Below are 24,300 nucleotides of genomic sequence, written 5' to 3' on the forward strand. Positions count from 1 at the left end.
CCGGCTACGCCTTACTCGCCACCGATCCACAATTGAGCGAACTCATTGTCCTACTTATAGTTATCTTGCTCAACAGTTTTATACCAATGTATAGAGGCAAAAACCCGGGGAAGGAATCACATCAGGAGAGGTTTCGGGGCACGAAACATCGTGCCCCGGCAGGTGTTACTCGGGCTTGTAAAGACGCTGAATACTGGAGAAATCCAGTGTTCCATTGCCCTGTTCTGCATGAATGGAAAACAGATTACGGGCAAGAGAACCCATGGGGATAGCCGCCTGATTCTTTACGGCGTTATCGAAGGCCAAGCCAAGATCCTTGTTCATCAGGTTGACCAAAAAGCCTCCTTGGTAGTCACGGGATGCAGGTACACCATCCATCACGCCTGGCCAGGGGTTGTAAACATTCAACGCCCAGTTTCCGCCCGAACTCTGCTTCATAACTTCGGAGAGAACCGCAGGGTCCAGGCCGTTTTTCACACCCAGCGCCAATGCTTCACTGGTGCCTGCCATCAAAATGGCAAGCAGCATGTTATTGCAAATTTTCGCGACCTGACCAGCACCATGATCGCCAGCATGGAAGATGTTCTTGCCCATGGCTTCCAGAATCGGCTTTGCTTTAGTAAAGGTCTCTTCATCGCCGCCACAAATGAAGGTCAGTGTGCCCGCTGTCGCACCACCTACACCACCGGAAACAGGCGCATCGAGGAATGGAATACGCTTGGTCTCAGCCTGTTCCGCGACACTGCGAGCCGTTTCTGGCGAGATGGTGGATGAGTCGATAACCATCGTGCCCTCGGGTAGAGCCGCCAGCAACCCATCTTCACCCAGATACACAGCCTCAACGTGCTTGCCTGCCGGTAGCATGGTGATCACGCACTCAGCTCCTTTGGCCGCTTCGTGGGCTGTATCTGCCGTTTTTGCGCCTTCTGATACCAGCGCGGCTACTGCATCTTTTGACAGATCAAAAACGGTTACTTCGTGCCCGGCTTTCACAAGGTTGCTGGCCATTGGGCCACCCATGTTGCCCAAGCCTATGAAGGTAATCGTTGCCATAATCATCCCCTTGTTTTTGTGTTCGGTTGAGTCGGCCGCCACTACTCAGGCGGCCGGTCAGGCTATTTTTGGAAAAAGCCGTCAATCCACTCGCTGTCCATTTCTTCCAGCGACGCGTAACGCCAGCGGGGCTGTCTGTCCTTGTCGATCAATAGCGCACGGACACCCTCGGCAAACTCGCCTTTAATCAGGCAGTTTTTAGAAAGTATGAGCTCCTTATCAAGCACTTCCCGAAGGCTATCCAGGCGGCAGTTTTGCAGGTGCTGCCAGCACAGAGCCAACGACGTTGGCGATGCAAACGCCAGAGGCTTGGTTGATTTGGCCAACCAGCCGTCACCGCCGGCCAGTTCTTTCATCTGTGCAACCATTTTGGCCAGATTGTCGGCATCGGTTACACGATTGATCTCATCGAAGTGAGCCCGCACCTGAGATTCCGGCAAGGCATCAGCACTTTGGTTTTCATGCTTTCTAAGCACACTACCCACGACAGCAAATGCATCTTCGCCCTGCCAGTTGTGCGCCGTTAAATCCGCGACCACGGCTGCTTTAACTTCATGCCTGATAAAGCGATCGGCAAGGCCCACAAAGATGGCGTCAGCGGCATTCATGCGAGCGCCGGTCAACCCCAAAAACAGGCCGGTGCGCCCTGGTGTGCGGTTCAGGAACCAGCCTGCGGCTACATCCGGGTAGAGCCCTATACTACTCTCTGGCATTGCCAGCATAGAGGCTTCCGTAACAACCCGATGGGAGGCGCCGGCCATGATGCCGATACCGCCACCCATAACAATCCCGTGGCCCCAACATACAACCGGCTTGGGATAGGAGTGGATCATATAGTCCAGCTCATACTCTTCCGTAAAGAAGGTCTCTCCCGCGCTGGCACCTCCGCCACTCTTGGGCTCGGTCATGCTTCGGTAGAGCGCCACAATGTCACCGCCAGCACAAAACGCCTTGTCGCCTTCAGCTTCAATCCAGACAGCGCGAACGCGATCGTCCTCAGCCCAGATTTTGAGCTGAGGCGTCAGCATCCGGATCATCTCAAGAGACAGTGCGTTCAGCGCTTTTGGCGTATTCAGCCTGGCCACAGCAATTACTGCGCCGTCGGCGGCCTTCCGCTCTTCAAAGACAACCGGCTGGTTACTTTCTACAGATTGTTGATGACTCATAACAATTCCTTGAACCCTATGCCTCAGGGATTAAAAGGCTTTTAGCGGTTTTTCCATTCCGGCTTACGTTTTTCCAGGAAGGCATTCACGCCTTCTTTCTGGTCTTCGGTGGAAAACAGCTCAACAAAAAGTTCACGCTCCATGCGCCAGCTGTCGGAATGGCTGCGGCCATCGCGGGAGCTCATCACCAGCGTTTTGCAGCGGGCAACGGAAGACGGGCTCTGCTTGCAGGCCATTTCAGCCAATTCCAGGGCCTTTTCCAGGCCTTTGCCACTGGGGACCACTTCCTCAACCAGGCCGATCTGCAAAGCCTTGTCGGCCTTCACTCTCTCGCCACACAGAATCATGCGCTTGGCCCAGCCTTCGCCCACAATCCAGGGCAGGTTCTGGGTTCCGCCAGCACAGGGCAGCAAGCCAACCGTCGCTTCTGGCAAAGCCATCTGCGCATGCTCTTCGGCAATACGGATATCGCAGGCTAGGGCGCACTCAAGCCCGCCGCCCATGGCGTAGCCGTTAATCGCAGCGATGGATACACCACGGAACGCGGTCAATACCGCAAATGCCTCACCAAAGAGCTGAGCCATTTCATTGGCACGGGCCTTATCGCCATCGGCAAAGGTTTTCAGGTCAGCACCGGCGGAGAAAAACTTCTCGCCTTGCCCGGTCAGAACCAATGCAAAAATATTCTTGTCCTCATTAAGCTCACGGACGATGTTTGTCAGCGCAGCCAAAGAATCCACTGTCCAGGTATTGGCCGGTGGATTGTTGATGGTCAGTATTGCAATGTGTTCGCGTTTCTCGAGCTGAATCAGATCGCTCATCATCCTTCTCCTGTTATTTTTGCGATTTATTGAATGGCCTCGGCCACACCGTCATCCAACAAGCGACGGGCAATAATCAGACGCATAATTTCGTTGGTACCTTCCAGAATCTGGTGCACACGCAGGTCGCGCAGGAAGCGCTCCAGAGGGTACTCCCGTATATAACCGTAGCCTCCGTGCAACTGCAGTGCATCATTCACCACTTCAAAGCAGGCATCAGTTGCGAAACGCTTCGCCATGGCGCAGTGCAATGTAGCTTCAGAATCGCCGGTATCCAGTTTATAGGCACCAAGACGAACCATCTGCCGGGCTGCCACCAGATTGGTTGCCATATCTGCCAGTTTGAATTGCAACGCCTGGAAAGCGGCCAAAGGCTTTCCGAACTGTTGCCGTTCGTGCATATAGTTGCGGGCTCTCACCAGCGCAGCTTGGGCACCACCCAAAGAACAAGTGGCAATGTTAAGGCGCCCACCATCAAGGCCCTTCATGGCAATGGCGAACCCGTCGCCTTCTTCACCCACACGATTGGTGACCGGAACACGTACATTTTCAAGGTTAACGGTACGAGTTGGCTGGCTGTGCCAGCCCATTTTCTCTTCGTTCTTGCCGTAGGTGATACCTTCCGCGTTGGCCGGGATCACAAAGGTGGAAATACCCTTGGCGCCTGAATCTGCCGCACCCGTGCGCGCCATCAACACAAGAATGTCCGTCTCACCGGCACCGGAGATAAACATCTTGCTGCCATTGATCACATAATCATCGCCATCTCGCACAGCTTTAGTGCGCAAACTGGCCGCGTCAGAACCCGCACCGGGTTCCGTCAGGCAGTAAGATGCCAGCAGCTCCCCGCTGGCCAGTTTCGGCACCAATTCCTGTTTAAGGTCATCGGGCGCGAAGCTCGCAACCATCCAGGTCGCCATATTATGAATCGTGATAAATGCAGCCGTTGAAGGGCAGGCAGAGGCCAGTTCTTCAACAATCACAGAGGTATCCAGCCGGGAAAGGCCCATGCCGCCAAGCGCCTCCGGGGTATAAATGCCCATAAAGCCCATTTCGCCAGCTTCTTTCAGAACGCTTACCGGGAAAATATGCTCGTCATCCCACTTGGCTGCGTGGGGTGCCATGGCTTTTTCAGCAAAGGCTCGAGCGGCCTCGCGGAACGCCAACTGGTCTTCAGTGAGGTTAAAATTCATCGTTTCTCTCCAAGTTCTGCGCGTTCTGCACGTTCTCCAGATTAACCTGGCTCAAGTGTGCTTGTTCACTCGGGATGAAAAAAGGGGCCGGAAACACGTTCCGACCCAAACCAACCCACCTTCAAAACAGTTAACGCAGCTGGATAGAGAAGTTCGCCTCAGATGATGTTGCCTCACTGGAGAACCAACGGGAGGTAACCGTTTTAGTCTCAGTGTAGAAGCGAATGGCCTGCTTGCCGTATGCGTGCTGATCACCGTAGAAAGAGCCTTTCCAGCCGGTGAATGAGAAGAACGGCAGGGGCACAGGAATGGGAATATTTACACCCACCTGCCCCACTTCAATTTCATGCTGAAACTTACGGGCCGCGCCGCCGGAGGCAGTAAAGATCGATACACCATTACCGTATGGGCTCTTGTTAATCAGCTCGATGGCGTCTTCCAGGCTGTCCTCTTCCATGCAGGCCAACACAGGGCCGAAGATTTCTTCGTTGTAGATGTCCATTTCGGTGGTCACGCCGGTAAACAGTGTAGGGCCAACCCAGTTGCCATCGGGCAGTCCGTCTACAGTGCAGCCACGACCATCCAGAAGCAGGTTCGCACCCTGGGCCTCACCCGTGGCAATAAGTGCTTCAACACGCTCTTTCGCCTTGGGGGAAATGACTGGTCCATAGCTGGCACCGGAGTCGTTCCAGGCACCCGGGCGAATCTTCGCCATGGCTTCTTTCAATTCAGGAATCCAGGATTGGGCTTCACCCACAAACACGGCCACGGAGATAGCCATGCAACGCTGACCAGCTGCACCTACAGAGGCGCCAACCAGAGCATTGATTACCTGCTGTTTATCAGCATCCGGCATGATCACCATGTGATTTTTGGCGCCAGCAAAGCTCTGAACGCGCTTCATGTGGCGGGTACCGGTTTCGTAGATATAACGGCCCACAGGCACAGAGCCCACAAACGATATGGCTTTAATGGCAGGGTCAGTAAGCAGAACATCCACCTGTTCCTTGCCGCCATGAACAACCTGCAACACGCCCTTGGGGGCACCAGCCTCTTCAAACAGCTCAGCAAGTCGCATCGGAGTCAGCGGATCCTGCTCGGAAGGCTTGAGAATAAATGTGTTGCCGCAGGCGATAGCGAGGGGGAACATCCAAAGTGGGATCATCGCTGGAAAGTTGAACGGCGTAATACCTGCACAAACACCCAGTGGCTGGATCCAGGAGTGGGTATCGACTGTACGCGCTACGTTTTCAACCGTCTCACCCATCATCATGGAAGGGATGTTGGCCGCATGCTCAACCACTTCAATACCGCGCCACACATCACCTTTGGCATCATCGAAGGTTTTACCGGTTTCCTGAGAAAGAATTTCTGCAATTTCGTCGTGATGTTCTTTCAACAGAGCCTGGTAACGCATCATCACGCGGGCACGCTCAGAGACCGGAACCTCTTTCCAGGTTTTGAACATCTCGCCAGCCGTATCGATTGCCTTACGCATTTCAGCATCGGTTGCGCATGGAACCCGGGCGATCACTTCGTTATTGGCCGGATTGGTCACATCAATCCATTCGTTGGTCTGGCTCTGAACAAATTCACCAGCAAGGTACAGTGGAACGTTTTTCATGTCGGTATCCCTGTTTGTTGTTGTGCGAGAGGCTGGCCAAAATCAGGATCACTTTGGCTATGTATGGATAGACCTTAGCACGCCCATCAGCACTTGGTGATTGACTAAATTTCGACCTTGATGGACTATCTTTCGATTACAAGATGGTGAGCAGCAGTAACAATCATGATTCAAACCTCCCAGTGGCCAGTGCCCAAAGACAGCATTCGCTATGTGGTGCCTGCCTCTATTATCAGTCTTTTGTCTGAGCACCCACTTACGCGTGATCTCTACCCGTTGGCCTTCGGCCATTACCGCCGAGCCACGGGACACCACATGCACCGGGAGAATCACCGCGACAATCTTTTGATTTACTGTACCGATGGCCGGGCATTCCTGAGCGTAAAAGGTGTGCCCTACACACTGGAGGCAGGAGACCTTCTCTTGCTGCCTGCGGGCGCCAGCCATCGCTACACAACAGATCCGGATAATCCCTGGACGATCCACTGGGTTCACTACACCGGGCCGCTGTCAAACGAGTTCCATAAGTACATGGGGTTTGATGATTCAACACCCGTCCGTCATCTGGGGCGCCAACCCAGGCTTTTAGTGGATTTTAATGGCTTGCTCTCCGTTCGGCAGACTGGCTTCCGTGCACAGGGGCTGATTCATGCTGCCAATCGACTAAGGCAACTGCTTGCTGCAATCCCCATCAGCATCGATGAAACAAGCCATGAACGAAAAAGCGAACTGGATACCATCAACAACTATATGCACGAGCATCTGGACAAGCGCATCACCCTGGAGCAACTAGCGGATCTTGCCGGGCTATCTCCCACGCACTTCGCCACTCGCTACAAAGAGCAGACCGGAACCTCTCCCATTCAGCACTTTTTGCACCTCAAGGTAGAACGCGCCTGCCAGATGCTGGACACCACAAACCTGAGTTTTGCCGAAATAAGCCATCGCCTGGGCTATGACGACGCTTATTATTTCTCCCGACTGTTCAAGAAAGTAATGGGGCAATCGCCCAGAGACTACAGGCATACACCAAGGCACTAACAATGAATTGGCACGGCACAACAGGCCAGTTACTGCCTTGCCGCCATCTACGACTTTTGTTGGAGTAACGAAACCGCTAGTCTTCGGAACAAAGACACAATAAAGAGCACACGAAATGGCTACGCATACATTTGAAATTGATGAAACCTTCAATGTACCCCGCAGCAGGGTGTTTGCCCTGTTTGCCGACCACCAAAGCTTCGGAAAGCTACTGGGCGCACCCGTAAAGCGCATCAAAAACAGCGGCCAGGCCGACCCTAACGGCTTGGGTTCTGTGCGTAAGGTTGGCATTGGCCCTTTTGGCCTGGAAGAAACCGTCACCAGCTTCGAACCGGACATACTGATTGAATACACAATCACCAGCATGAGCCCGATTCGCAATCACCTGGGCCGGATTCGCTTTGAGGATACGCCGGAAGGTTACACCCGCGTGCGCTACCGGATTACCTTTGAAGACCGCGTTCCCTACACAGGCAAACTGCTTAGCGCTGGTCTGGAGAATGCCATACGCCGCGGCATGAAGAAGGTACCAAGGCTGGCCTGAGCCGCTTTATTCAAGCGAAACAAATCGTTACTTGATGGATATCAGATAATTGACCTGAGGCAATTGTTGTTATCCATCAATTTTGTACTCTCCGCGCAACTTGCAATATCCGGCGATATAGCCGGCCTTCCTTTACTGCGGAGATCAAGATGGCGAACGAGCCGATTGTCCTGTTCGATAACGGGCATCATAAGTGCCTGATGTTTGATTCCCTGGTCACCGGAGAAGGTGTCCAGTCCAATCAGTTCCTGCTAGTCGATGGCAAACACGAGGCCCTGATTGATCCGGGCGGCGACCTTACCTACACACCCCTTGCGGTCGCGGCCTCCAAGTTTATGAACATAAAGGACATGGATTTTGTGTTCGCATCTCACCAGGACCCAGACATAATTGGCGCCATCGACCGCTGGATAGTCCATACCAATGCGAAAATTGTGACATCCAAACTGTGGGCAAGGTTCCTCCCTCACCTGGTGTCCAGCTATGTCACCAACCAGCTGAGCGGAAGCGTTTATGATCGCATTGTCAGCATTCCGGATTCGGGCGCCAACGTCAGGTTCGGGGATTCCTACCTGCAGTGCCTGCCAGCCCACTTCATGCACTCGGTAGGGAACCTGCAGTTTTATGATCCCGTCTCGAAAATTCTGTTTTCAGGCGATCTCGGAGCGTCCATGGGCGCAGACGATGACCATCTGCCCGTAAAGGATTTCGACCAACATATTCCTCACATGATGGGATTCCATCGGCGCTATATTGCTTCAAACAAGGTCTGCCGACTTTGGGCCAATATGATCCGGGATATGGACGTTGAAATGATCGTACCTCAGCATGGAAAGCGCTTCGAAGGGCCTGCGATGATTGACCGCTTCCTGACCTGGGTAAGCAATGTTGAATGTGGTATCGACCTGATGGTGCAGGACAACTATCGTGCCCCTGTTGACTACATCTAAGCGCCAAACGGGTAACCTGAGGGACAGGTCCGTCAAATAGACCTGTCCCAAACTGCTATTCTTGCGTAAAATCCCACTTTTTCCCCAGCAAGTATGAGGCAGCGCAAAAAATGGGCAGAGCCTATCAAAACCGCAAAGAATCCATGGCCAAAACGGCGGCGGCCAAAACCAAGGTGTATAGCAAGTACGGGCGCGAAATTTACATGTCGGCCAAGTCTGGCGGTATAGACCCCCAGGCCAACCTGTCTCTGCGAGGGCTGATTGAGCGCGCGAAGAAAGATCAGGTTCCTTCCCATGTTATTGAAAAGGCGATTGATAAAGCCAAGGGCGGCGCAGGCGAAGACTACTCAACCGCTCGCTATGAAGGCTACGGCCCTGGCAACTGCATGGTCATCGTTGACTGCCTGACCGACAACCCGAACCGCACTTTTGGTGATGTTCGACTGGCCTTCACCAAAACCAAATGCAAGATCGGTACGCCCGGCACCGTCGCTCACATGTTCGATCACTGCGCCATTTTCGTTTTCAAAGGTGAAGACGAAGACGCCGTGCTCGAGGCGCTGATGGAAGCCGATGTCGACGTTACCGACATTGAAAACGAAGAAGGCCAGATCACAGTATTCACACCAAACACGGAATACGCCAAAGCTCGCCAGGCGCTGACAGAAGCCTTTGCCGATATCGACTTTGAAGTTGACGAAATTCAGTTCCTGCCTAAAACCACCACACCAGTGGAAGGCGATGATATCCCGTTGTTCGAGAAGTTTTGCGATATGCTGAACGAACTGGATGACGTGCAAAACATATTCCACAACGCAGAATTGCCAGAACAGTGAGCCAGCCAAAGCCACGAGTGGCCATTCTCAAAACCGGTAGCACCTACCCATCCATCGAAGAGCAGTTCGGTGACTTTGAGCAATGGTTCCTGCGCGGGTTATCGCCTGATCTTGACGTTACCGTATTTAATGCTCAGGCTGATGAGCTACCGAGCGATCCAGCCGATTGGGATGGCATCGTAGTAACAGGTTCACCCGCCATGGTCAGCGATCGCGAACCCTGGAGCGAACGAGCTGCTCAATGGGTGTTACGGGTGGTTGATATGAACATCCCCATGCTGGGCGTATGTTACGGACACCAGCTTCTCGCCCATGCCCTGGGCGGTGAAGTAGGCTACCACCCAGAAGGCCGCGAAAGTGGAACCAGAAGGGTCGAACTGCTTGCCAGCGCCCAGGATGATCCTCTGTTCCGCGACATGCCAAGAGTATTCAGTGCACAACTCACTCACATGCAGTCGGTACTGAGCCTGCCCCCAGGCGCTGTTTTACTGGGCCGCAATGAGTTTGAGCCGCATCAGGCTTTTCGGTTTGGCGAGCGCGCCTGGGGCGTGCAGTTTCATCCGGAGTTTTCCAGTGCTGTGATGAAAGCCTACCTCACCGTGCAAGCGCCCGCTTTGGAGCAGGAAGGGCTTGACCCACAAGCCATGATTAACTCGGTTGAAGAGGCACCGGAAGCCTCTGGGCTGCTGGAGCGCTTCTCTAGATTGGTAAAACACAACCACGCAGGTTAAATCTGCACCGGGCTGCTTATGGCATTGAAGGTATTGCTCGCATTCGTAGTTCTGACACTGGTGGGTGTGGGTTTGTTTCATTCTTACAAACCCCTGCCTCCCGGTATCAGCCATAATGGCGACACACACCCTCTCAATGACGCAATCCTGCTAAAGGATTCGACCAATCATCACAACAATGGCTCAGAAACCCGCGACCACGAAATATTTGACGAAATCCTGCGCCTCATCGGCCAGGCCCAGTCCTTCATTCTGGTCGACATGTTTCTTTTCAACAGCAGCAGCCCTGAAGGCGTGGAGCACCGTCACCTTTCCGAGCAGCTAACCCATGCCCTGATCAACCGGAAGGCAAAACTGCCGGAGCTGGAGATTATTGTTATCTCTGACCCCCTGAACACTCTTTACGGAGGCTCAGAGTCACCCTGGTTTCAGGCGCTTCGGCAGGCTGGCATTTCCGTAACAGAAACCAACTTGCGGCCGCTTCGTGACAGCAATCCTGCCTGGTCTGCCATCTGGCGCGTTTGCTGCCAATGGTTTGGTAACAATTCTGAAGGCGGCTGGCTGCCAAATGCCCTGGGCACAGAACCTGTCACCGTTCGCAGCTACCTTGCCCTACCCAACTTCAAAGCAAACCACCGCAAGGTTCTGGTTACTGATGAAGGGGATAAGCTACGCGCCCTGATAACATCTGCCAATCCTCATGATGGCAGTAGCCGGCACAGCAACATTGCCATTAGCTTTACTGGCCCTGCGGTTGCTGATGTTCTGAAAAGTGAGCAGGCGGTTCTGGCCATGGCATCTCAGTACAACCCAGTACTGGACGCACTGATTAGCCGGACAAGTTCAAAACTATCGACGGCTGAGTCGGCTGATAGTGCGACTGGCTCCGTTGCAATCAAAACAGAATCGGCCATTCGGGATACCGCGCTCGAAATGATCGCCAAGGCCCAAAGCGGCAGCCGCCTGGACCTCGCCTTCTTCTACCTCTCGCATCGCGGAATAGTCACTGCCCTGCTTGACGCGCATGATCGTGGTGTACAGGTGCGGGTGCTTCTCGATGCCAATAACGAAGCATTCGGCCATCAGAAGAGTGGCATACCGAACCGCCAGGTTGCCCTGGAACTTCACAAAGCCGGCATCCCTGTGCGCTGGTGCAACACCTTTGGGGAGCAGTGTCACAGCAAATTGTTAATGCTGAGCCCCTTGGCAGGCTCCACCGAACTTCTTCTGGGTTCCGCCAACTTTACCCGGCGCAATCTTGATGACCTAAACCTGGAAACCAATGCCTGGGTAGCCGTTCCAGCAGATTCGGAAGTGGCTACGAAAGCCGCTGGCTTCTTTGAAACTCAGTGGCAATCGGGCCCAGGTAGTGATCCGGTACTTAGTCTGCCCTATGAGCGCTGGGCTGATAACTCCCGCCTACGCTACTGGCGCTACCGCTTGATGGAAGCCACCGGGCTGTCTACTTTTTAAATCAACCTCTCTGCCCGGCACCTTCGTTACCGAACGTCTCCCTATGCCTTCTGCTTATGCCATCAGGTTTGGTTTTTATCTGGCCTCCATCTAAGCTGGCGCATATCAAAACCAACAATAACAAGGAGATACAGCATTCTCAACAGAGCTACCATGGTATTTGAAGGCCAAATCAGCGCCGGTCTGGTGAACATTTTTTGTTCCCTCCGGCGGATGCCTGGACCAACCTCCTGCAACCCTTCCGGGCTCTGCCTGTACTGGCAATTTTCGGGCTCAAGGCGAAAGACATCATGGGATATTGCCTGATGTTACTGGTCATCACGGGCGTGATCATCAGCGTGGGGCTTACATGGCTTTAAAAACAGAAAACCCACCGGGGGCAAGGTGCCCCCGGTATCTATAGCGGTTTATAGAATAGCACCACATCCTTGCACGGCACCGTCATAGCCCACCCCATACGCTGAGCAATAACGTTTAAGGTGGCTTCCCGATAGAATACAACGTGCGTGGGGTCCCTCCGATAATGCCACCGGTCAAATTGGTCATCACTGGTCTGAAAGCAGGTCATTATGCCCAACCAGCCCCCAGGCTTTAACAATCCATTCAGCTGGCTGAACACCTTGGCGGGGTAATGTAAATGCTCCACAACCTCTGTGCAGGTAATGAAATCATACTGACGGCTGAGGGCTGATTCGGCTGGGTAGAAAAATGGATCGTAGAGCTCCACACCCATACCCGCCTCCCGCATCATTTTTGCAAGCGCAGGGCCCGGACCACAGCCGAAATCCAAACCGCAAGCCCCTGGCTGGATGCAAGCAAGCATGGGCAGGGCAAGTTTTTCAAGAAAAGACCGGTACCCTGTGTCATCCGGATCGTTGTTGTGAAGGTTATAAACGGCACGCTCTTCTTCCGGCGCAAGCCAGTTTACCTGGGCCATAAGGGTTGCCTTGCAATATGGACAACGCAGATATTCCTTGCCCGCCACAACCCTGAACCGCGCCAACAAAGCCTTCTCACAAACCGTGCATGTAGCATTTACGCCCGGACTGACTTTCGAATTTCCCTCGGATACCACCGTCATTTTCTGCAAATGCACCCCAACTCAGTAAGCTCAAACCTGACAAATGTTTCATTGTCATTTCCGGCCATGATGGCCATTTCGTGACAGACCCCCAAAATGCCGCCAGCGCCGCACGCCTATACTGCCAGCCAAGGAAACCCTGCAGTAACGGATTTTCGAAACTAATAACAATCGTAAATCATGACGATGTTAAGGGCTATGCTCGCCCCAGGGACAGGAATATGGACATTTCAAATAGTATGGCTCTTCAGGTGCCACTGATTTCTGCACGCTATGCTCGTCGTTTCATGGAATTCATGGAGCGACGAGGGGTAAAGCGGGCGGTCCTTCTCAGCGACACCAGCATAACCGACTCCATGCTCAATGATCCGGACGCAAGCATAAGCATGCAGCAGATAACGTCAGCACTGCAAAAAGCCGACTGGCTGATGAACGATGAACGGGCGGCTTTCCAGTTTGGGCAACAGTTGGATCTGCCAAGCCATGGTCTGCTGGGCTTTGCAGTGCTTGGCCAAGACAACCCCCGGCAGCTCATCAGTATGATCGTGCAATATCTCCGGGTGGGGCTCCCACTTATGGACATGGAGCTGCACTCTACCGGATCAACCTTCCACATCCGACTGCTCGATACCTGGGGGCTTGGTGAGCTGGCTCCCTGCGTCACGAAAATGTACATGGGCAGCATTCATCGCGTATCTGCAGAAATCTGCGATCATTTCAATTTCCAGTTTGCTTTCTCCTCTAACCGCGACACCAGCTCATGGCAATCACTCGCGCCAGACTGCGAGTTCCACTTTGATGCGCCATATAACCAGATTTCCATGGCGCTGAAGGGACAGCCTACCCAAAAGGACACTGTCAGCCTGAGGTTTCTGCTTGCTCGCAGTCGCAACGCCAAAGAAGAAAAAGCCGGGCTGGCTGATGAAACACTGATGCAGGTTCGAGACATGGTTATGAGCCAGCCAGGCCGATCCTGCACCACCGCAAACATTGCCCGGCGCCTGGATATCAGCACTCGCACCTTGCGCCAACATCTTGCCAGTGCAGGTACGTCGTTTCGTGAAGTCAGAAATGAAATTCGTGAAAACTTCGCAACTCTTTATCTGAACGACACCAATGTGCCATTGGAATCTATTGCCGAAAAACTCGGGTTCAGCGATCAGGCAAGTTTTACCAAGGCCTACCGCGCCTGGACTGGCAAGACTCCCGGCGACGTGCGAAAACAATCCCGTAAAACAACCTGACCCCTGACAAAAAAGACGTGACCGGAGCAATTTGAAGCCGGTCACGGTTTCAACATTCTCCGCACCTTCTCTCCGCTTTGAACAAAGACCATGCCGGGAACGGCAATGACCCCTGGCCACCTTCAAAGGCCTAATACTCGGGCACACTTGCGTTTAAACGCGTGGCAAAAGGGTATTTTGCATGTCCGATCGAGCAGTCCTTAGTCGGTGCAGTCTGCGCGCCCTCCTATAACAACGATGCTTTACAGAGGACGAACTCATGAAACTCAGGAACTCCATCCCCCGCGGTCGCGTGCTTGCACCCGCCCTGGCGGCTGCGGCATTAATGTCCGGCGCCGGGAGCGCTATCGCTGCCCCGGTCTCCACAAATCTCCAATTCAGCTGCCCATTTCCACTCATAGGCGAACAGCCCATCAGTGCCGAAATCACCGCCGATATTCCAACAAACGCAGTCGTGGGCACTCCTTTGCCCGCCTTTGCGGTAACGGCAATGACACTGGTAAACGAAGATTCCCGCACCGGTCTCAAACTGGTTGGTTCAGAAACCGTTGAAGGCACAGCGGTAAATACCAATCAGATTATTACCGCTGGTCGCACGGTCGAGCAAACTGTCACTCTGACAATTCCCCCAAGCCCCATCCCGTCAGCATCCGGCCCATTCACTGTTCCGGCCAATGGCCAAGCTCCGGAATTCACCTTTACCGACCAGGACGTTGGTAACGCGGAAATCCGCGTTGGCGGCCTCACGCTGAATCTGGTGGCTCGCACCGCCAGCGGTGACATTGCACCGGCTCCAATTGGCGAAATCACAACAAACTGTACCCTGCTGGCAGGTCAGGACAACCTGCTGCAAACAGTGACCGTGGAAAATGACACTGTCGAAACACCACGCCTTGCCGTAAATCGCACCGACGTAGCCTTTGGCAACGTGCAGGCGGGTCTTACAAAAGATGAAACCGTTACACTGAGCAATACTGGTAATGCCGCACTGGGCATCAACAGCATCTCGATTGCTGGTACAAACGCCAGTGCATTCATGCAAAGCAACAGCTGTAATACCATCGCAGCCGGTGCAAGCTGTAACGTAAACGTTACCTATATTCCAGACGGCGAAGGCCCACAGAGTGCAACTCTGACCATTAACTCAACCGACGCGGACAACAGTTCTGTCGACGTTGCACTGACTGGCCGCAGTGTTCTTGCACCGGTTCCTGAAATTGCTGTAACACCCGGTTCTGTAGATCTTGGCCGGATTCAGCTGGGCCAGAGCAAATCTGCTCAGGTCACCATCTCCAACAACGGCACCGACACCCTCCTTATCAACAGCATCAACGTTGCAGGCCAAGACGCTAGCGAGTTCCTGCAGACCAATAACTGCACCACGGTCGCACCTGCACAGACCTGCGCCATCGATGTTGGCTTCACAGCCGCTTCCGCAGGCGTGCGCAATGCACAGCTGGTGATTTCTTCCAGCGATCCTGAAAACGCGGAGGTCTCAGTGGCCCTGACCGCTGAAGGCTATGAAGCACCTACGAATGAACTCGAGCTGTTATTGAGCCTTGCAGGTTCTACCTACATTAAATCCTCAGACAGCAGCCTGCCTTTGACCGGCAGCATCGCAACACTTCTGGAATTGGCTAGCGGTACCTTCGAAGCCGATCTGAACGTTGACCCCACTGTTGGTCACTTCTCAATCAAACTTCTGTTCAGTCGCCTGAAAGCGACAGCCAACGTAGAGTTCCAGCAGTCTGAAATGACCACTGGCAGCCTGGTAAACGGCAAGCTGACCGCCAACTCCCACCTGTTTATCAAGGTGCCCAAGGTTCAACTCAAACTGTTCGGCCTTCCCATCAAAGTTGGTGGCGGCGATCAGTGCCAGTCAATCCAGCCTGTGGATATCACCTTGACGTCCAAAGATGGCTCTAACTTCTCGCCTGCAACTGGCGGTGAAGTAAGCGGCGTTTATGACCTGCCACCACTGGAAAACTGTGGTCTTCTGACAAGCGTTCTTAACCAGTTCCTGACTGGTTCCGGCAACACCATCGACTTGACGTTGACTCCGGAACTGTAAGGAAAAGAGGGCTGATTGAACAAAGCCCCAACAGGTCAGCCGGCATAAAAACCGGCTGACCTACATAACAAAAGCAAAAAAGGAATAATTATGAAAAGCCTGAAGAAATCAGTACTGGTGCTGGCAATTTCAAGTCTGTCGCTCGCGGCGCACGCGGAATTAAAGCCCCTTGAAGACACCCACATGGGTAACATCACCGGCCAGGCCGGTGTCACCATTGAGCTGGAAACCCAGGTCAATATTGGAGAGTTCCGCTATACGGATGAAGGCTCACTGTCCGTAAAAGACATTTTCATTGGCGGTGCTGATCGCACAGACATGTTTGCTGAATTTACAGATCCCGGAATCCGGAATCTGTTGTTTGGCCAGTCCAGCACCCTGATTGACAACATCAAGGTAGAAATTGACATTGCAGATGATGGTGACGCGCTCATCAACGTATTCCCATTGGTTGCTGCGCCGATCGATTTCTCTGTAACCACTGGCGAATGGTCACTACAGGGACACACTGATTCCACCCTGCTGGCCAACAACTTTGCCATGGACGGCATCCTGACGGAGCTGAGAATTCGCATCGACACAGCAACCGACAAGATGAACGTGCAAACCATGTTTGCCATAGACGACCTGGATGTCGATATCCCGTTTCTGGCTCTTGGCATTCGTGATATGCGCGTGACCGGCGCTGACTTCGATCCAAACAACCCGCTTATCACCCGTCTTGGCGCGAAAGTGGATTTGGATATCTACAACGGTGCACGGGCCAACGGCAGTTCAGCTTTGGCAATTGATCTGAATACCTTTGAGGCTGACATAACCATCGGGCAGGTGCTCGTAGGCGGCACCTCGATAGGTTCAGTTGCTCTGGACAACCTCGCAATCCAGAACACATCCATGCGGATATACGGGCACTGAAAAAATGGCCTCCGGTTTACCGGAGGCCATCAACTGCGTATGCCCCGGAGTTCTTATAGCGTTTCAGTGATTGAGAAAATGCCTCCAGAAACTCTGATGATGTTCCCGGACTGAAAACCAGGTAAACCGGCCCACCACTGACGGGCTTCTCCGACGCCCTGATCTGATGCGTAATGCCCAGTCGCTCCCCCTGCCCCCGAACAACATTCCGATTTGCCAGCATGGCATCAATACGTCCTAGCAAAAGCATCTTGAGCCCAGACTCAATAGTTGGCATATCCACTTGCTCAAAATGAGTGGCGGCCCTGACTTCAGATGAATAAACATAGCCGGGAGACACACCAACATTCATCCCTCTCAGGGAATCCAGACCCTCATACTCAAAACCTTTTTCCTTCAGCGTGTATACCGCCGTTTCACTAACCAGAAGAGCCTCTTCCGGAAAACGAAAGATTTTCTCCCGCTCATCCGTTATGCCTATACCAATAATACCGTCACGCGAATTTTCTGATACCAGGCGCTGAGCCCGTTTCCAGGGAACGAAATCCAGCTTTACGTCATATCCCATGCTTTCAAGCACATCCCTCGATATGTCCCAGAGCACACCGCTTGGCCCCTGTGGAGTATCATCAATCAATCCAGGCCATTCCTCCGTTACCAGGTGAATCGTCTGCGCGGAGGCTGGAAGAGCAAGCAGCAGAACCAGACCTGCGAAAGCTTTTCGTAGGCGCACTGCCCACGGCAAGAGAAAATACTGGGTATGATTCATTGATGCCTACGCCCTCAGGGCTGATAAGTACGTGTAAAAATAATGACAGACTGAACTATAAAGCGCCAACCGGTGGGCTGCGAGACAGCCAGCCGCCTGCTATGATGCCCCGTCTCAGCCTCACAACCGGACAATAAATGACCAGCAATCATTCCACGCGCCTTAATAAATACATCAGCGAAAGCGGCATGTGTTCACGCCGGGAAGCGGATCGTTACATTGAACAGGGCAATGTCTACATCAATGGCAAGCGCGCCAGCGTGGGCGACCAAGTATCACCCGGCGACACGGTAAGAGTTAATGGCCAAGTGATTGAGCCTCGGGCGGAAGAAGATCTGGTATTCATCGCTCTCAATAAGCCGGTGGGGATCGTCAGCACAACCGATGATGCGGAAAAACACAACATCCAGCGCTTTGTTGGTCACAGTACGCGCATTTTTCCAATCGGACGCCTCGACAAAGATTCACAGGGGCTGATTTTCATGACCAGCAACGGGGATCTGGTTAACAAAATCCTCCGCGCCGGCAACAATCACGAAAAAGAGTATGTAGTCACCGTTGATAAACCCATCACCGCGGCGTTCATAAAAGGCATGTCCGGAGGTGTACCCATCCTCGGCACTATGACCAAAAAGTGCAAAGTGGTTCAAGAAAGCCGTTTTGTATTTCGCATCATACTGGTGCAGGGGCTGAACCGGCAGATTCGAAGAATGAGTGAACATTTCGGGTTTGAAGTAACCCGGCTTGAACGTGTTCGTATTATGAACGTCAATCTCAAGGGGTTGGCAGTGGGTCAGTGGCGGGATCTTACAGAGAAAGAACTGGCGGGCCTATACGATGCCATACGGGATTCTTCGTCTGATGGCGCGCCAGCCAAGCCCGCCGCCAGGAAAAAGGCGACTGGCAAACCCAAGGGTTCCCCGCGCCCGCCTGCACCCGGGCCAAAAACTGGCCAGCGGGATAGCAATACAGGCAGAAAAAAAACCGGGCCTTCGAACACAAGGCCCTCTGCAGGAAAAAAACCTGTGTCGTCAAAGCGCCCCAAAGCCGGAAAGCCACGGCAGCGCAGTGTTAAGCGATGATCGCCAAGCACGAAATGGCGGCTGCATCAGCGAAGATTTAACCAAATCAATGCCAGGACAGCCATTGTCAGCAAAAACCAGCGGGCATAAGAGTCCGGCTTACCCTCAACGGTTTCCGTGGCAGGAACGGCCTGACCATTTGCCTCATACTCTGCAATCACCTGCCGGGCCGGATAAAGATCCTCATCATCTACATGCACATTGCTAAAACCCGCTGCACCAATCTCACCCATTGCACCCTGCAGATAAAGCCCGCCCACATGGGTTTTAATGCCGCTGGCGTTCAGTAACCCGGCAACGATATGCGCTTCTGTGATGTCCTTGGCACGATAGGCTATTTGCATCGCCCTTCTCCTTCTGTGAAATTTGGGGGCATCAACCGCAAAAATCTGCGATGCTTTATACTCAAAGCATAGTGTGCCCGGCCCATCCGGGCCAACTCTCAGGATACGGGCTACTCATGTTCTGGATTATCGCCACTGTCGTTCTGTTTATTGTTGCACTGACCTTTCTTCTTTTCCGCATAGAGGACCTTTCCCACCTGGACAAGGAAACCTATTCAGTAAGGGCAACAAGCCCCAGTGCAGAGAACCAGAATGTTTTGGAGCGATTGAAGGAGATGCGCAGAGCTGGTATCGGGCTTCGCGGCAAAGCAAGACTCATGGCACTTCGTAAACATCTGGACAGCCTGAGTGATGGCCTTGAACTTACATCAGAATTTCGGCGATGCGATAACCCTCGCGGCGAATGGGTGATCGCGCCGGGTTGTGATACCCGCAGGCGCATTCTCTACATCCATGGCGGTGCATGGGCAGCCGGGAGCTCCCGAAGCCACAGGGCCATTACCAATCGGCTGTCCCACATAGCCAATGCAGCCGTCTTTGCCGTGGATTACCGCCTGATGCCAGAGCATCGTTTTATGGATGGTGTGCGTGATTGTCGTGAAGCCTACACCTGGCTGGTCGATAACGGCCCGGAGGGTGCTGGGGAGGCATCATTCATTCTGGTGGCGGGAGACTCTGCGGGTGGCAGCCATACACTTGGCCTGCTGGCCTGGATTCGTGACAGCGGCCTGCGCCAGGCAAACGGCGCCGTGGCGTTTTCACCGTCCACAGATCTCACTCTTTCAGCACCGAGCAACCGTAACAATATCTCTACAGATCCTATGCTGGGGCCTGTTTTTGGCGGTCTGTCGAAGATTCCAAAGCCGGTTATCTGGTGGGCAACACTGGCGGCTTTCCGTATTTCACCAACCAGTCCTGTTGCATCACCCCTGCTGGGTAATCTTGCTGATTTGCCCCCTATACTGATCCAGGCCAGTACGTCCGAGATGCTACTGGACAACGCCCGGCGATACGCCGCCAAAGCAAACGCTGCAGGCTCACAGGTGGAACTGCACACCTGGTCGGACATGGTTCACGTATGGCAGATTTTTACACCCGTGCTACCAGAGGCTGAAGAGGCCTTTGCAGACGTAGAGGCCTTTATCAAGAAGATTGAAGCCGTCAACCGCGAATCAGAGATGACTCACACCTGAACCTTGCCGCGCAGTGCTTTGGTTTTGCCTTTTTGAGTTTTTTTATCCACTCGTTTGCGCTGGGCAGATTTGGATGGCCGGGTAGCACGGCGCACTTTCTGTACCTTGACTGCCTCCTGAATCAGCTCTTTCAGGCGCTCAAGCGCATCTTCCTTATTCAGCTCCAGTGTACGAAACGACTGGGCTTTAATAATGATCACACCTTCCTTGCTGATGCGCTGGTCCTGCAGCGCCATGAGGCGCTCCTTGTAAAACGGCGGCAGTGCAGAGTTTGGCACATCAAAGCGCAGGTGCACCGCCGAGGCCACTTTATTTACATTCTGCCCACCGGGACCCTGAGACCGAATCTGGGTAATCTCAATTTCCCATTCAGCAATTTCGACAGCATTTGATAGTTTCAACATGCCGCAAGGATACCAAATCGTGCAAACCGTAACCTGACATAACTGCAGTTCGGTAATAAAGTAGGTTCAAAGAACGATTGCTCAGGTATTTGTATGTCTCAGGTTTTCAGGTTTGGCTTTATTATTTTTCTTTCCTCCCTGTTTCTCGGTGGTTGCGCCAGCAACCAGGCTCTGCAATCCGGCAATGCTTCAGCACAATACTCATCACCCGAGTTCATACCGGGTAATGCGAAAGCTGAAAAGCTGTGGCAAGCCTTCGAACGCTACCAGGGAGCGCCGTATCAATACGGCGGCACCACTGCGCAAGGGTTCGACTGTTCAGGTTTTATAACAACGGCCTATCGTGAGAGTTTGGGGCAAACCCTGCCGCGCACAACCTCGAAAATGCTGAGCTATGGCGATGTCGTTCATCCGGGAGACGTTGAACCTGGTGATATCGTGTTCTTCAGAATCGCGGGGAAAGACCAGCACGCTGGCATTTATATGGGCGATAACCGCTTCATCCATGCATCAACGTCGTCCGGCGTCATCATGTCGAATCTGAATGGGTATTACTGGAAAGATCGCTTCTCAGGCGCTCGGCGGTTTGACTAGGACTTCCTGATTATGGCTCCAGGCTGCCATTGAGAGCCAGTTGAAGAGCAATGGCAGCCATCATCACACCAATAACGCCATCAATAACTCGCCAAACCAGTGGGCGAGACAGGACAGGCGCCATTGCTGACCCACCCCAAGCCAACAAGCCGAACCAAAGAACAGACGCACTGCTGGCGCCCGCTAAAAAAGCGGCTGCGCTTGGCTGCTGGGCACCCACTGCGGGCACTAACAGTAAAGTATCAAGATATACATGAGGGTTAAGCAGGGTAACCGCCAGGGTGGTGAGCAACACGCCTTTCACACTTCGGCGCGAAACCTCTCTGGCCTCAAGCGTTGCCCTGCCCCGACTGGCGCGAACAAAGGCTTGTACCGCAAGCCAGCCAAGAAAAACCACGCCAAACCAGCGCAGAACCTCCAGCGCCTGAGGCATGGCCATTAAGGCAGCACTAACTCCGAACATACCAAGGGTGAAAAGGGTGATATCTGCGGTCATGCACACACCGGCCGCCCACCAGTGGTGCTCTCGCCGGATAGCCTGACTTAGCACATAGGCATTCTGTGCACCGATCGCAACAATAAGCCCGCCACCGACTATTAAGCCCGTAAAATAACTTTCAACCACAGGTTTTCACTCCAAATTTTATGCCGCAAGAATAGCCGCTTCTCCGTATACTTGAAATTCATATTCATAATGCTGCATTAATTTCTCTTATGATCGATTACAAATTACTGGAAGCCCTCGCAACGGTTATCGAAACAGGCGGTTTTGAACGGGCAGGTGTCGTGCTTGGCCTGAGCCAGTCCGCTATTTCACAGCGCATCCGAACTCTGGAGATCCGGATCGGACAACCGGTTCTATTACGCAGCCCTGTTCCAAGAGCCACGCCTGCCGGGCAGCGGCTGCTAAATCACGTTCAGCAGGTTCAACTACTTGAAAGGGATCTGGCAAAATCCCTTCCATCGCTTCCCGAACCGACAGCTCGATTACGCATCGCCCTGAATGCTGACAGCCTCGCAACCTGGTGGGCCAGCGCCATCGGCGAATTCTGTCGGGACGAAGCATTGTTGCTGGATATGGTCATTGAAGATCAGGACATAGCACTGCGCCGCATGCGTGAAGGTGATGTGGTCGCATGCCTGTGCAGCAATTCACAACCCGTACCCGGGGCTCGCTGCGTTCCGCTTGGCAAAATGTCCTATCTGCCTCTGGCAACACCTTCATATAAAGCACAGCATTTCAGTCAGGGCTTTAATGAGCAGAGCCTTCAATCAGCACCGGCAATTGTATTCGGGCCAAACGATCAGCTACAGCATCGGTTTTTGGCTCAGAGTGGCTACCATGGCGCCTTCCCCTATCATTTATGCCCGTCTTCAGAAGGTTTTGTGAAACTGGCTCTGGCAGGCATGGGTTACGGCATGATTCCGGAGATTCAGGCAAAGCCTGACATCGAGGCAGGGCGCCTTATCAGTATTGCTCCCGGTCAATCACTGGAAGTAACCTTGTACTGGCACTTCTGGCGTCATAGCGGGGGTGTTATCGAGCGGCTGACGGCAGCATTGAAAGCGGCACGCTCTTAATCTCTCGAGTGCAGGCTTATGCCAAACCACTCAGGAAACCGAAGCAGACAGAACAGCGCTACCATGTCGTAAACGCCGTGCCAGATCATAACCAAAAGGATGCTGTCCGTCATCGCATAAGCCAGGCCCAAAACCAGCCCAAGGACGGTAGCCACAATAAAGTAAGTGAAGGATATGTAGTGGACCAGGCCAAAGAGTACTGACGCTATCAGCACGGCAGGTATAGCGCCTGCGCTTGTGGCGAGCCAGCCTTGCAAGGCTCCCCTGAACAAGAGTTCCTCCCCCACCCCGGCAAACACCGAAAGCAGAAACAGAACGAACCATGAATACCCTGACGCAAACCGGTGCAAGCCGTGCATTTGGCGTTCGAAATTGCCCGGGAACAGACCTGGAATCTGACTGACCAGCAACAATGCGCCGTAGGTGCAAAGCGCACCCAGTACTCCATAAAATACGCTTGGCAGAATCCCGGTACCAAACGTCTGAATCGGGATATCGGCGACCAGAATCACCAACAACCCAGCAACCCCTATCCCACCCTGAAACATCAGGGCGGAAACAGGAGAAACTTTCGCGCGATTGTGTTTCGTCACCGCCGATTACTTTTCAAAAAGCCCCTTCACCGGGAACAGGTCATCGTATTGTGGCGCCTGCTTCTGGGCCTTAGCCTGGAAGGTTTTCATCATATCGGTGGGTCTGAACATTCCTGCCTGCCAGGTTGCCATGTACTTCAGGCTATCAGCGACCGTATGGTCACGGCTGTAGTTCAGCATTTCTTTACAGCCGGTAACCGCCAGCGGTGAATTAGCCGCAATTTGAGAAGCAATATCCATAACGCCTGCAATCAGTGCGTCCTGATCAGTGAAAACAGCATTCACAAACCCCAGCCCTTTGGCTTCCTGCGCGGTAAACTTGCGACCGGTGTAGGCCAGTTCACGCACAACGCCTTCCGGCATCAATTTGGGCAACCGCTGCAGAGTGCCCACATCGGCGGTCATCCCCAGTTCGGTTTCCTTGATAGTGAAATATGCATCTTCCGTGCAGTAACGGCTATCTGCCGCACATACCAAATCCAGAGCACCACCAATACAGCCTCCATGAATAGCGGCAAGCACTGGTAAACGAACATTTTCCAGCGACGTGAGAGTATCCTGAAGCTGCATAACAACCCGGCGCAGATTCTCTGCCATTCGGCCAGGATCACCGCTCATAGGCACTGCCTTGGAGTCTGTAAAAACACCAAGATCCATGCCGGCTGAAAAGTGCTTCCCCGTGGACGACACTACAATTACCCGGGCATCAGTGTTCGCTTCGATGTCCTGCATGCACTTGGGCAGTTCGAGCCAAAAGGCCTTGTTCATGGAGTTCAGTGCTTCGGGGCGACTGAACTGCACATGGGCAATCTTGTTTTCGACACTTACAGAAAAACTTTCGTAGGTAGATAGCTCAGACAAGGCGGAAACTCCTTTGTTAATTAATTGATATTTCAAATTGCTGAGGCAAACATACCTCATGTTGCTGAAAATGTCGGGTTTATGCGTACAAGAAAGTCCTTTGCTTTTCATCGACCAGCAGGTACAGTGGCCCTCG

General features: G+C 53.2%; 25 protein-coding genes and 1 pseudogene. 14 read left to right on the forward strand and 12 right to left on the reverse strand.

Features of this window, described 5'->3' with window-relative positions:
- Positions 1-165 precede the first annotated feature (165 nt).
- The 5 genes from mmsB to FFI61_RS09535 form a co-directional block, all read right to left on the reverse strand.
- Positions 166-1,053, reverse strand: coding sequence for a 3-hydroxyisobutyrate dehydrogenase (gene mmsB / locus FFI61_RS09515; RefSeq protein WP_200370086.1), 888 nt, complete (start codon positions 1,051-1,053; stop codon positions 166-168).
- Positions 1,054-1,115: 62 nt separating this feature from the next.
- Entirely contained in the window at positions 1,116-2,219 is a 1,104-nt protein-coding gene (locus FFI61_RS09520; RefSeq protein WP_200370087.1) for an enoyl-CoA hydratase/isomerase family protein, read from the reverse strand.
- A gap of 41 nt (positions 2,220-2,260) precedes the next feature.
- Positions 2,261-3,040 (reverse strand): enoyl-CoA hydratase, encoded by a 780-nt coding sequence (locus FFI61_RS09525; RefSeq protein ID WP_200370088.1) that lies wholly within the window; start codon positions 3,038-3,040, stop codon positions 2,261-2,263.
- A gap of 26 nt (positions 3,041-3,066) precedes the next feature.
- On the reverse strand, positions 3,067-4,233 hold the full coding sequence (locus FFI61_RS09530; RefSeq protein WP_200370089.1) for an acyl-CoA dehydrogenase family protein: 1,167 nt from the start codon (positions 4,231-4,233) through the stop codon (positions 3,067-3,069).
- A 130-nt stretch (positions 4,234-4,363) separates the two neighbouring features.
- Positions 4,364-5,857, reverse strand: a complete 1,494-nt coding sequence (locus tag FFI61_RS09535) for a CoA-acylating methylmalonate-semialdehyde dehydrogenase (RefSeq protein WP_200370090.1) — start codon at positions 5,855-5,857, stop codon at positions 4,364-4,366.
- Positions 5,858-6,022: 165 nt separating this feature from the next.
- On the opposite strand from FFI61_RS09535, the gene FFI61_RS09540 reads away from it, so the two are divergent.
- From FFI61_RS09540 to FFI61_RS09570, 7 genes and pseudogenes are all read left to right on the forward strand, one after another.
- Positions 6,023-6,898 (forward strand): AraC family transcriptional regulator, encoded by an 876-nt coding sequence (locus tag FFI61_RS09540; protein ID WP_200370091.1) that lies wholly within the window; start codon positions 6,023-6,025, stop codon positions 6,896-6,898.
- Positions 6,899-7,013: 115 nt separating this feature from the next.
- Positions 7,014-7,442, forward strand: coding sequence for an SRPBCC family protein (locus FFI61_RS09545; RefSeq protein WP_200370092.1), 429 nt, complete (start codon positions 7,014-7,016; stop codon positions 7,440-7,442).
- 149 nt (positions 7,443-7,591) lie between these two features.
- A complete protein-coding gene (locus FFI61_RS09550) occupies positions 7,592-8,392 on the forward strand; it encodes an MBL fold metallo-hydrolase (RefSeq protein ID WP_200201831.1) in 801 nt (266 codons plus the stop codon).
- A 110-nt stretch (positions 8,393-8,502) separates the two neighbouring features.
- A complete protein-coding gene (locus tag FFI61_RS09555; protein WP_200201832.1) occupies positions 8,503-9,228 on the forward strand; it encodes a YebC/PmpR family DNA-binding transcriptional regulator in 726 nt (241 codons plus the stop codon).
- Positions 9,225-9,959: a glutamine amidotransferase gene (locus FFI61_RS09560; protein WP_320159506.1), complete on the forward strand. Its 735-nt coding sequence runs from the start codon at positions 9,225-9,227 to the stop codon at positions 9,957-9,959. Before FFI61_RS09555 ends, FFI61_RS09560 begins: the two co-directional genes overlap by 4 nt.
- A gap of 18 nt (positions 9,960-9,977) precedes the next feature.
- Positions 9,978-11,432, forward strand: a complete 1,455-nt coding sequence (locus tag FFI61_RS09565; RefSeq protein WP_200370093.1) for a phospholipase D family protein — start codon at positions 9,978-9,980, stop codon at positions 11,430-11,432.
- Between the two features lie 212 nt (positions 11,433-11,644).
- Positions 11,645-11,791 (forward strand): annotated as a pseudogene (locus FFI61_RS09570) (TIGR00366 family protein); the annotation flags it as partial.
- Between the two features lie 38 nt (positions 11,792-11,829).
- Here FFI61_RS09570 and FFI61_RS09575 read toward each other — a convergent pair.
- Positions 11,830-12,369: a class I SAM-dependent methyltransferase gene (locus FFI61_RS09575; protein ID WP_227714802.1), complete on the reverse strand. Its 540-nt coding sequence runs from the start codon at positions 12,367-12,369 to the stop codon at positions 11,830-11,832.
- A 365-nt stretch (positions 12,370-12,734) separates the two neighbouring features.
- On the opposite strand from FFI61_RS09575, the gene FFI61_RS09580 reads away from it, so the two are divergent.
- The 3 genes from FFI61_RS09580 (at position 12,735) to FFI61_RS09590 (ending at position 16,743) form a co-directional block, all read left to right on the forward strand.
- Positions 12,735-13,757, forward strand: a complete 1,023-nt coding sequence (locus FFI61_RS09580; protein WP_200370095.1) for a helix-turn-helix domain-containing protein — start codon at positions 12,735-12,737, stop codon at positions 13,755-13,757.
- Between the two features lie 259 nt (positions 13,758-14,016).
- Positions 14,017-15,828 carry a choice-of-anchor D domain-containing protein gene (locus FFI61_RS09585; RefSeq protein WP_200201836.1) on the forward strand — a complete coding sequence of 604 codons (1,812 nt, stop codon included), beginning with the start codon at positions 14,017-14,019 and terminating at the stop codon, positions 15,826-15,828.
- A gap of 90 nt (positions 15,829-15,918) precedes the next feature.
- Positions 15,919-16,743, forward strand: a complete 825-nt coding sequence (locus tag FFI61_RS09590; RefSeq protein ID WP_200201837.1) for a DUF6160 family protein — start codon at positions 15,919-15,921, stop codon at positions 16,741-16,743.
- 16 nt (positions 16,744-16,759) lie between these two features.
- On the opposite strand, the gene FFI61_RS09595 is transcribed toward FFI61_RS09590, so the two are convergent.
- Positions 16,760-17,512 (reverse strand): substrate-binding periplasmic protein, encoded by a 753-nt coding sequence (locus tag FFI61_RS09595; RefSeq protein ID WP_200370096.1) that lies wholly within the window; start codon positions 17,510-17,512, stop codon positions 16,760-16,762.
- Between the two features lie 137 nt (positions 17,513-17,649).
- Here FFI61_RS09595 and rluF point away from each other — a divergent pair, with 137 nt between their 5' ends.
- Complete coding sequence (gene rluF / locus FFI61_RS09600) at positions 17,650-18,594, forward strand: 23S rRNA pseudouridine(2604) synthase RluF (protein ID WP_200370097.1); 945 nt, start codon at positions 17,650-17,652, stop codon at positions 18,592-18,594.
- A gap of 26 nt (positions 18,595-18,620) precedes the next feature.
- Here rluF and FFI61_RS09605 read toward each other — a convergent pair whose 3' ends face one another.
- Entirely contained in the window at positions 18,621-18,938 is a 318-nt protein-coding gene (locus tag FFI61_RS09605; protein ID WP_200370098.1) for a DUF2007 domain-containing protein, read from the reverse strand.
- A 116-nt stretch (positions 18,939-19,054) separates the two neighbouring features.
- On the opposite strand from FFI61_RS09605, the gene FFI61_RS09610 reads away from it, so the two are divergent.
- The gene (locus FFI61_RS09610) at positions 19,055-20,131 is read left to right on the forward strand and encodes an alpha/beta hydrolase (protein WP_200370099.1); all 1,077 of its coding nucleotides are present in this window, start codon (positions 19,055-19,057) and stop codon (positions 20,129-20,131) included.
- Here FFI61_RS09610 and arfB read toward each other — a convergent pair.
- The gene (gene arfB, locus FFI61_RS09615; RefSeq protein ID WP_200370100.1) at positions 20,122-20,535 is read right to left on the reverse strand and encodes an alternative ribosome rescue aminoacyl-tRNA hydrolase ArfB; all 414 of its coding nucleotides are present in this window, start codon (positions 20,533-20,535) and stop codon (positions 20,122-20,124) included. The two genes, FFI61_RS09610 and arfB, sit on opposite strands and share 10 nt — an antisense overlap.
- 93 nt (positions 20,536-20,628) lie before the next feature.
- Between arfB and FFI61_RS09620 the strand changes: the two genes are divergently transcribed.
- On the forward strand, positions 20,629-21,129 hold the full coding sequence (locus FFI61_RS09620) for a C40 family peptidase (RefSeq protein WP_200201843.1): 501 nt from the start codon (positions 20,629-20,631) through the stop codon (positions 21,127-21,129).
- Positions 21,130-21,139: 10 nt separating this feature from the next.
- Here FFI61_RS09620 and FFI61_RS09625 read toward each other — a convergent pair whose 3' ends face one another.
- On the reverse strand, positions 21,140-21,754 hold the full coding sequence (locus tag FFI61_RS09625; protein WP_200370101.1) for a LysE/ArgO family amino acid transporter: 615 nt from the start codon (positions 21,752-21,754) through the stop codon (positions 21,140-21,142).
- 89 nt (positions 21,755-21,843) lie between these two features.
- On the opposite strand from FFI61_RS09625, the gene FFI61_RS09630 reads away from it, so the two are divergent.
- A complete protein-coding gene (locus tag FFI61_RS09630; protein WP_200370102.1) occupies positions 21,844-22,710 on the forward strand; it encodes a LysR family transcriptional regulator ArgP in 867 nt (288 codons plus the stop codon).
- Here FFI61_RS09630 and FFI61_RS09635 read toward each other — a convergent pair.
- On the reverse strand, positions 22,707-23,303 hold the full coding sequence (locus tag FFI61_RS09635) for a CPBP family intramembrane glutamic endopeptidase (protein ID WP_310966876.1): 597 nt from the start codon (positions 23,301-23,303) through the stop codon (positions 22,707-22,709). The two genes, FFI61_RS09630 and FFI61_RS09635, sit on opposite strands and share 4 nt — an antisense overlap.
- A 6-nt stretch (positions 23,304-23,309) precedes the next feature.
- A complete protein-coding gene (locus FFI61_RS09640; protein WP_200201846.1) occupies positions 23,310-24,164 on the reverse strand; it encodes a crotonase/enoyl-CoA hydratase family protein in 855 nt (284 codons plus the stop codon).
- Positions 24,165-24,300 lie beyond the last annotated feature (136 nt).

Source organism: Marinobacter sp. DY40_1A1 (assembly GCF_016597815.1).
GTDB classification, from domain to species: Bacteria; Pseudomonadota; Gammaproteobacteria; order Pseudomonadales; family Oleiphilaceae; genus Marinobacter; species Marinobacter xiaoshiensis.

Coding starts and splice junctions, on each gene's coding strand:
- FFI61_RS09595 (WP_200370096.1), bottom strand. CDS start 17,512: ATGAATCATACCCAGTATTTTCTCTTGCCGTGGGCAGTGCGCCTACGA.
- rluF (WP_200370097.1), top strand. CDS start 17,650: ATGACCAGCAATCATTCCACGCGCCTTAATAAATACATCAGCGAAAGC.
- FFI61_RS09535 (WP_200370090.1), bottom strand. CDS start 5,857: ATGAAAAACGTTCCACTGTACCTTGCTGGTGAATTTGTTCAGAGCCAG.
- FFI61_RS09545 (WP_200370092.1), top strand. CDS start 7,014: ATGGCTACGCATACATTTGAAATTGATGAAACCTTCAATGTACCCCGC.
- FFI61_RS09530 (WP_200370089.1), bottom strand. CDS start 4,233: ATGAATTTTAACCTCACTGAAGACCAGTTGGCGTTCCGCGAGGCCGCT.
- FFI61_RS09610 (WP_200370099.1), top strand. CDS start 19,055: ATGTTCTGGATTATCGCCACTGTCGTTCTGTTTATTGTTGCACTGACC.
- FFI61_RS09620 (WP_200201843.1), top strand. CDS start 20,629: ATGTCTCAGGTTTTCAGGTTTGGCTTTATTATTTTTCTTTCCTCCCTG.
- arfB (WP_200370100.1), bottom strand. CDS start 20,535: ATGTTGAAACTATCAAATGCTGTCGAAATTGCTGAATGGGAAATTGAG.
- FFI61_RS09630 (WP_200370102.1), top strand. CDS start 21,844: ATGATCGATTACAAATTACTGGAAGCCCTCGCAACGGTTATCGAAACA.
- FFI61_RS09540 (WP_200370091.1), top strand. CDS start 6,023: ATGATTCAAACCTCCCAGTGGCCAGTGCCCAAAGACAGCATTCGCTAT.
- FFI61_RS09575 (WP_227714802.1), bottom strand. CDS start 12,369: ATGGCCCAGGTAAACTGGCTTGCGCCGGAAGAAGAGCGTGCCGTTTAT.
- FFI61_RS09565 (WP_200370093.1), top strand. CDS start 9,978: ATGGCATTGAAGGTATTGCTCGCATTCGTAGTTCTGACACTGGTGGGT.
- FFI61_RS09585 (WP_200201836.1), top strand. CDS start 14,017: ATGAAACTCAGGAACTCCATCCCCCGCGGTCGCGTGCTTGCACCCGCC.
- FFI61_RS09520 (WP_200370087.1), bottom strand. CDS start 2,219: ATGAGTCATCAACAATCTGTAGAAAGTAACCAGCCGGTTGTCTTTGAA.
- mmsB (WP_200370086.1), bottom strand. CDS start 1,053: ATGGCAACGATTACCTTCATAGGCTTGGGCAACATGGGTGGCCCAATG.
- FFI61_RS09590 (WP_200201837.1), top strand. CDS start 15,919: ATGAAAAGCCTGAAGAAATCAGTACTGGTGCTGGCAATTTCAAGTCTG.
- FFI61_RS09550 (WP_200201831.1), top strand. CDS start 7,592: ATGGCGAACGAGCCGATTGTCCTGTTCGATAACGGGCATCATAAGTGC.
- FFI61_RS09605 (WP_200370098.1), bottom strand. CDS start 18,938: ATGCAAATAGCCTATCGTGCCAAGGACATCACAGAAGCGCATATCGTT.
- FFI61_RS09580 (WP_200370095.1), top strand. CDS start 12,735: ATGGACATTTCAAATAGTATGGCTCTTCAGGTGCCACTGATTTCTGCA.
- FFI61_RS09555 (WP_200201832.1), top strand. CDS start 8,503: ATGGGCAGAGCCTATCAAAACCGCAAAGAATCCATGGCCAAAACGGCG.
- FFI61_RS09525 (WP_200370088.1), bottom strand. CDS start 3,040: ATGAGCGATCTGATTCAGCTCGAGAAACGCGAACACATTGCAATACTG.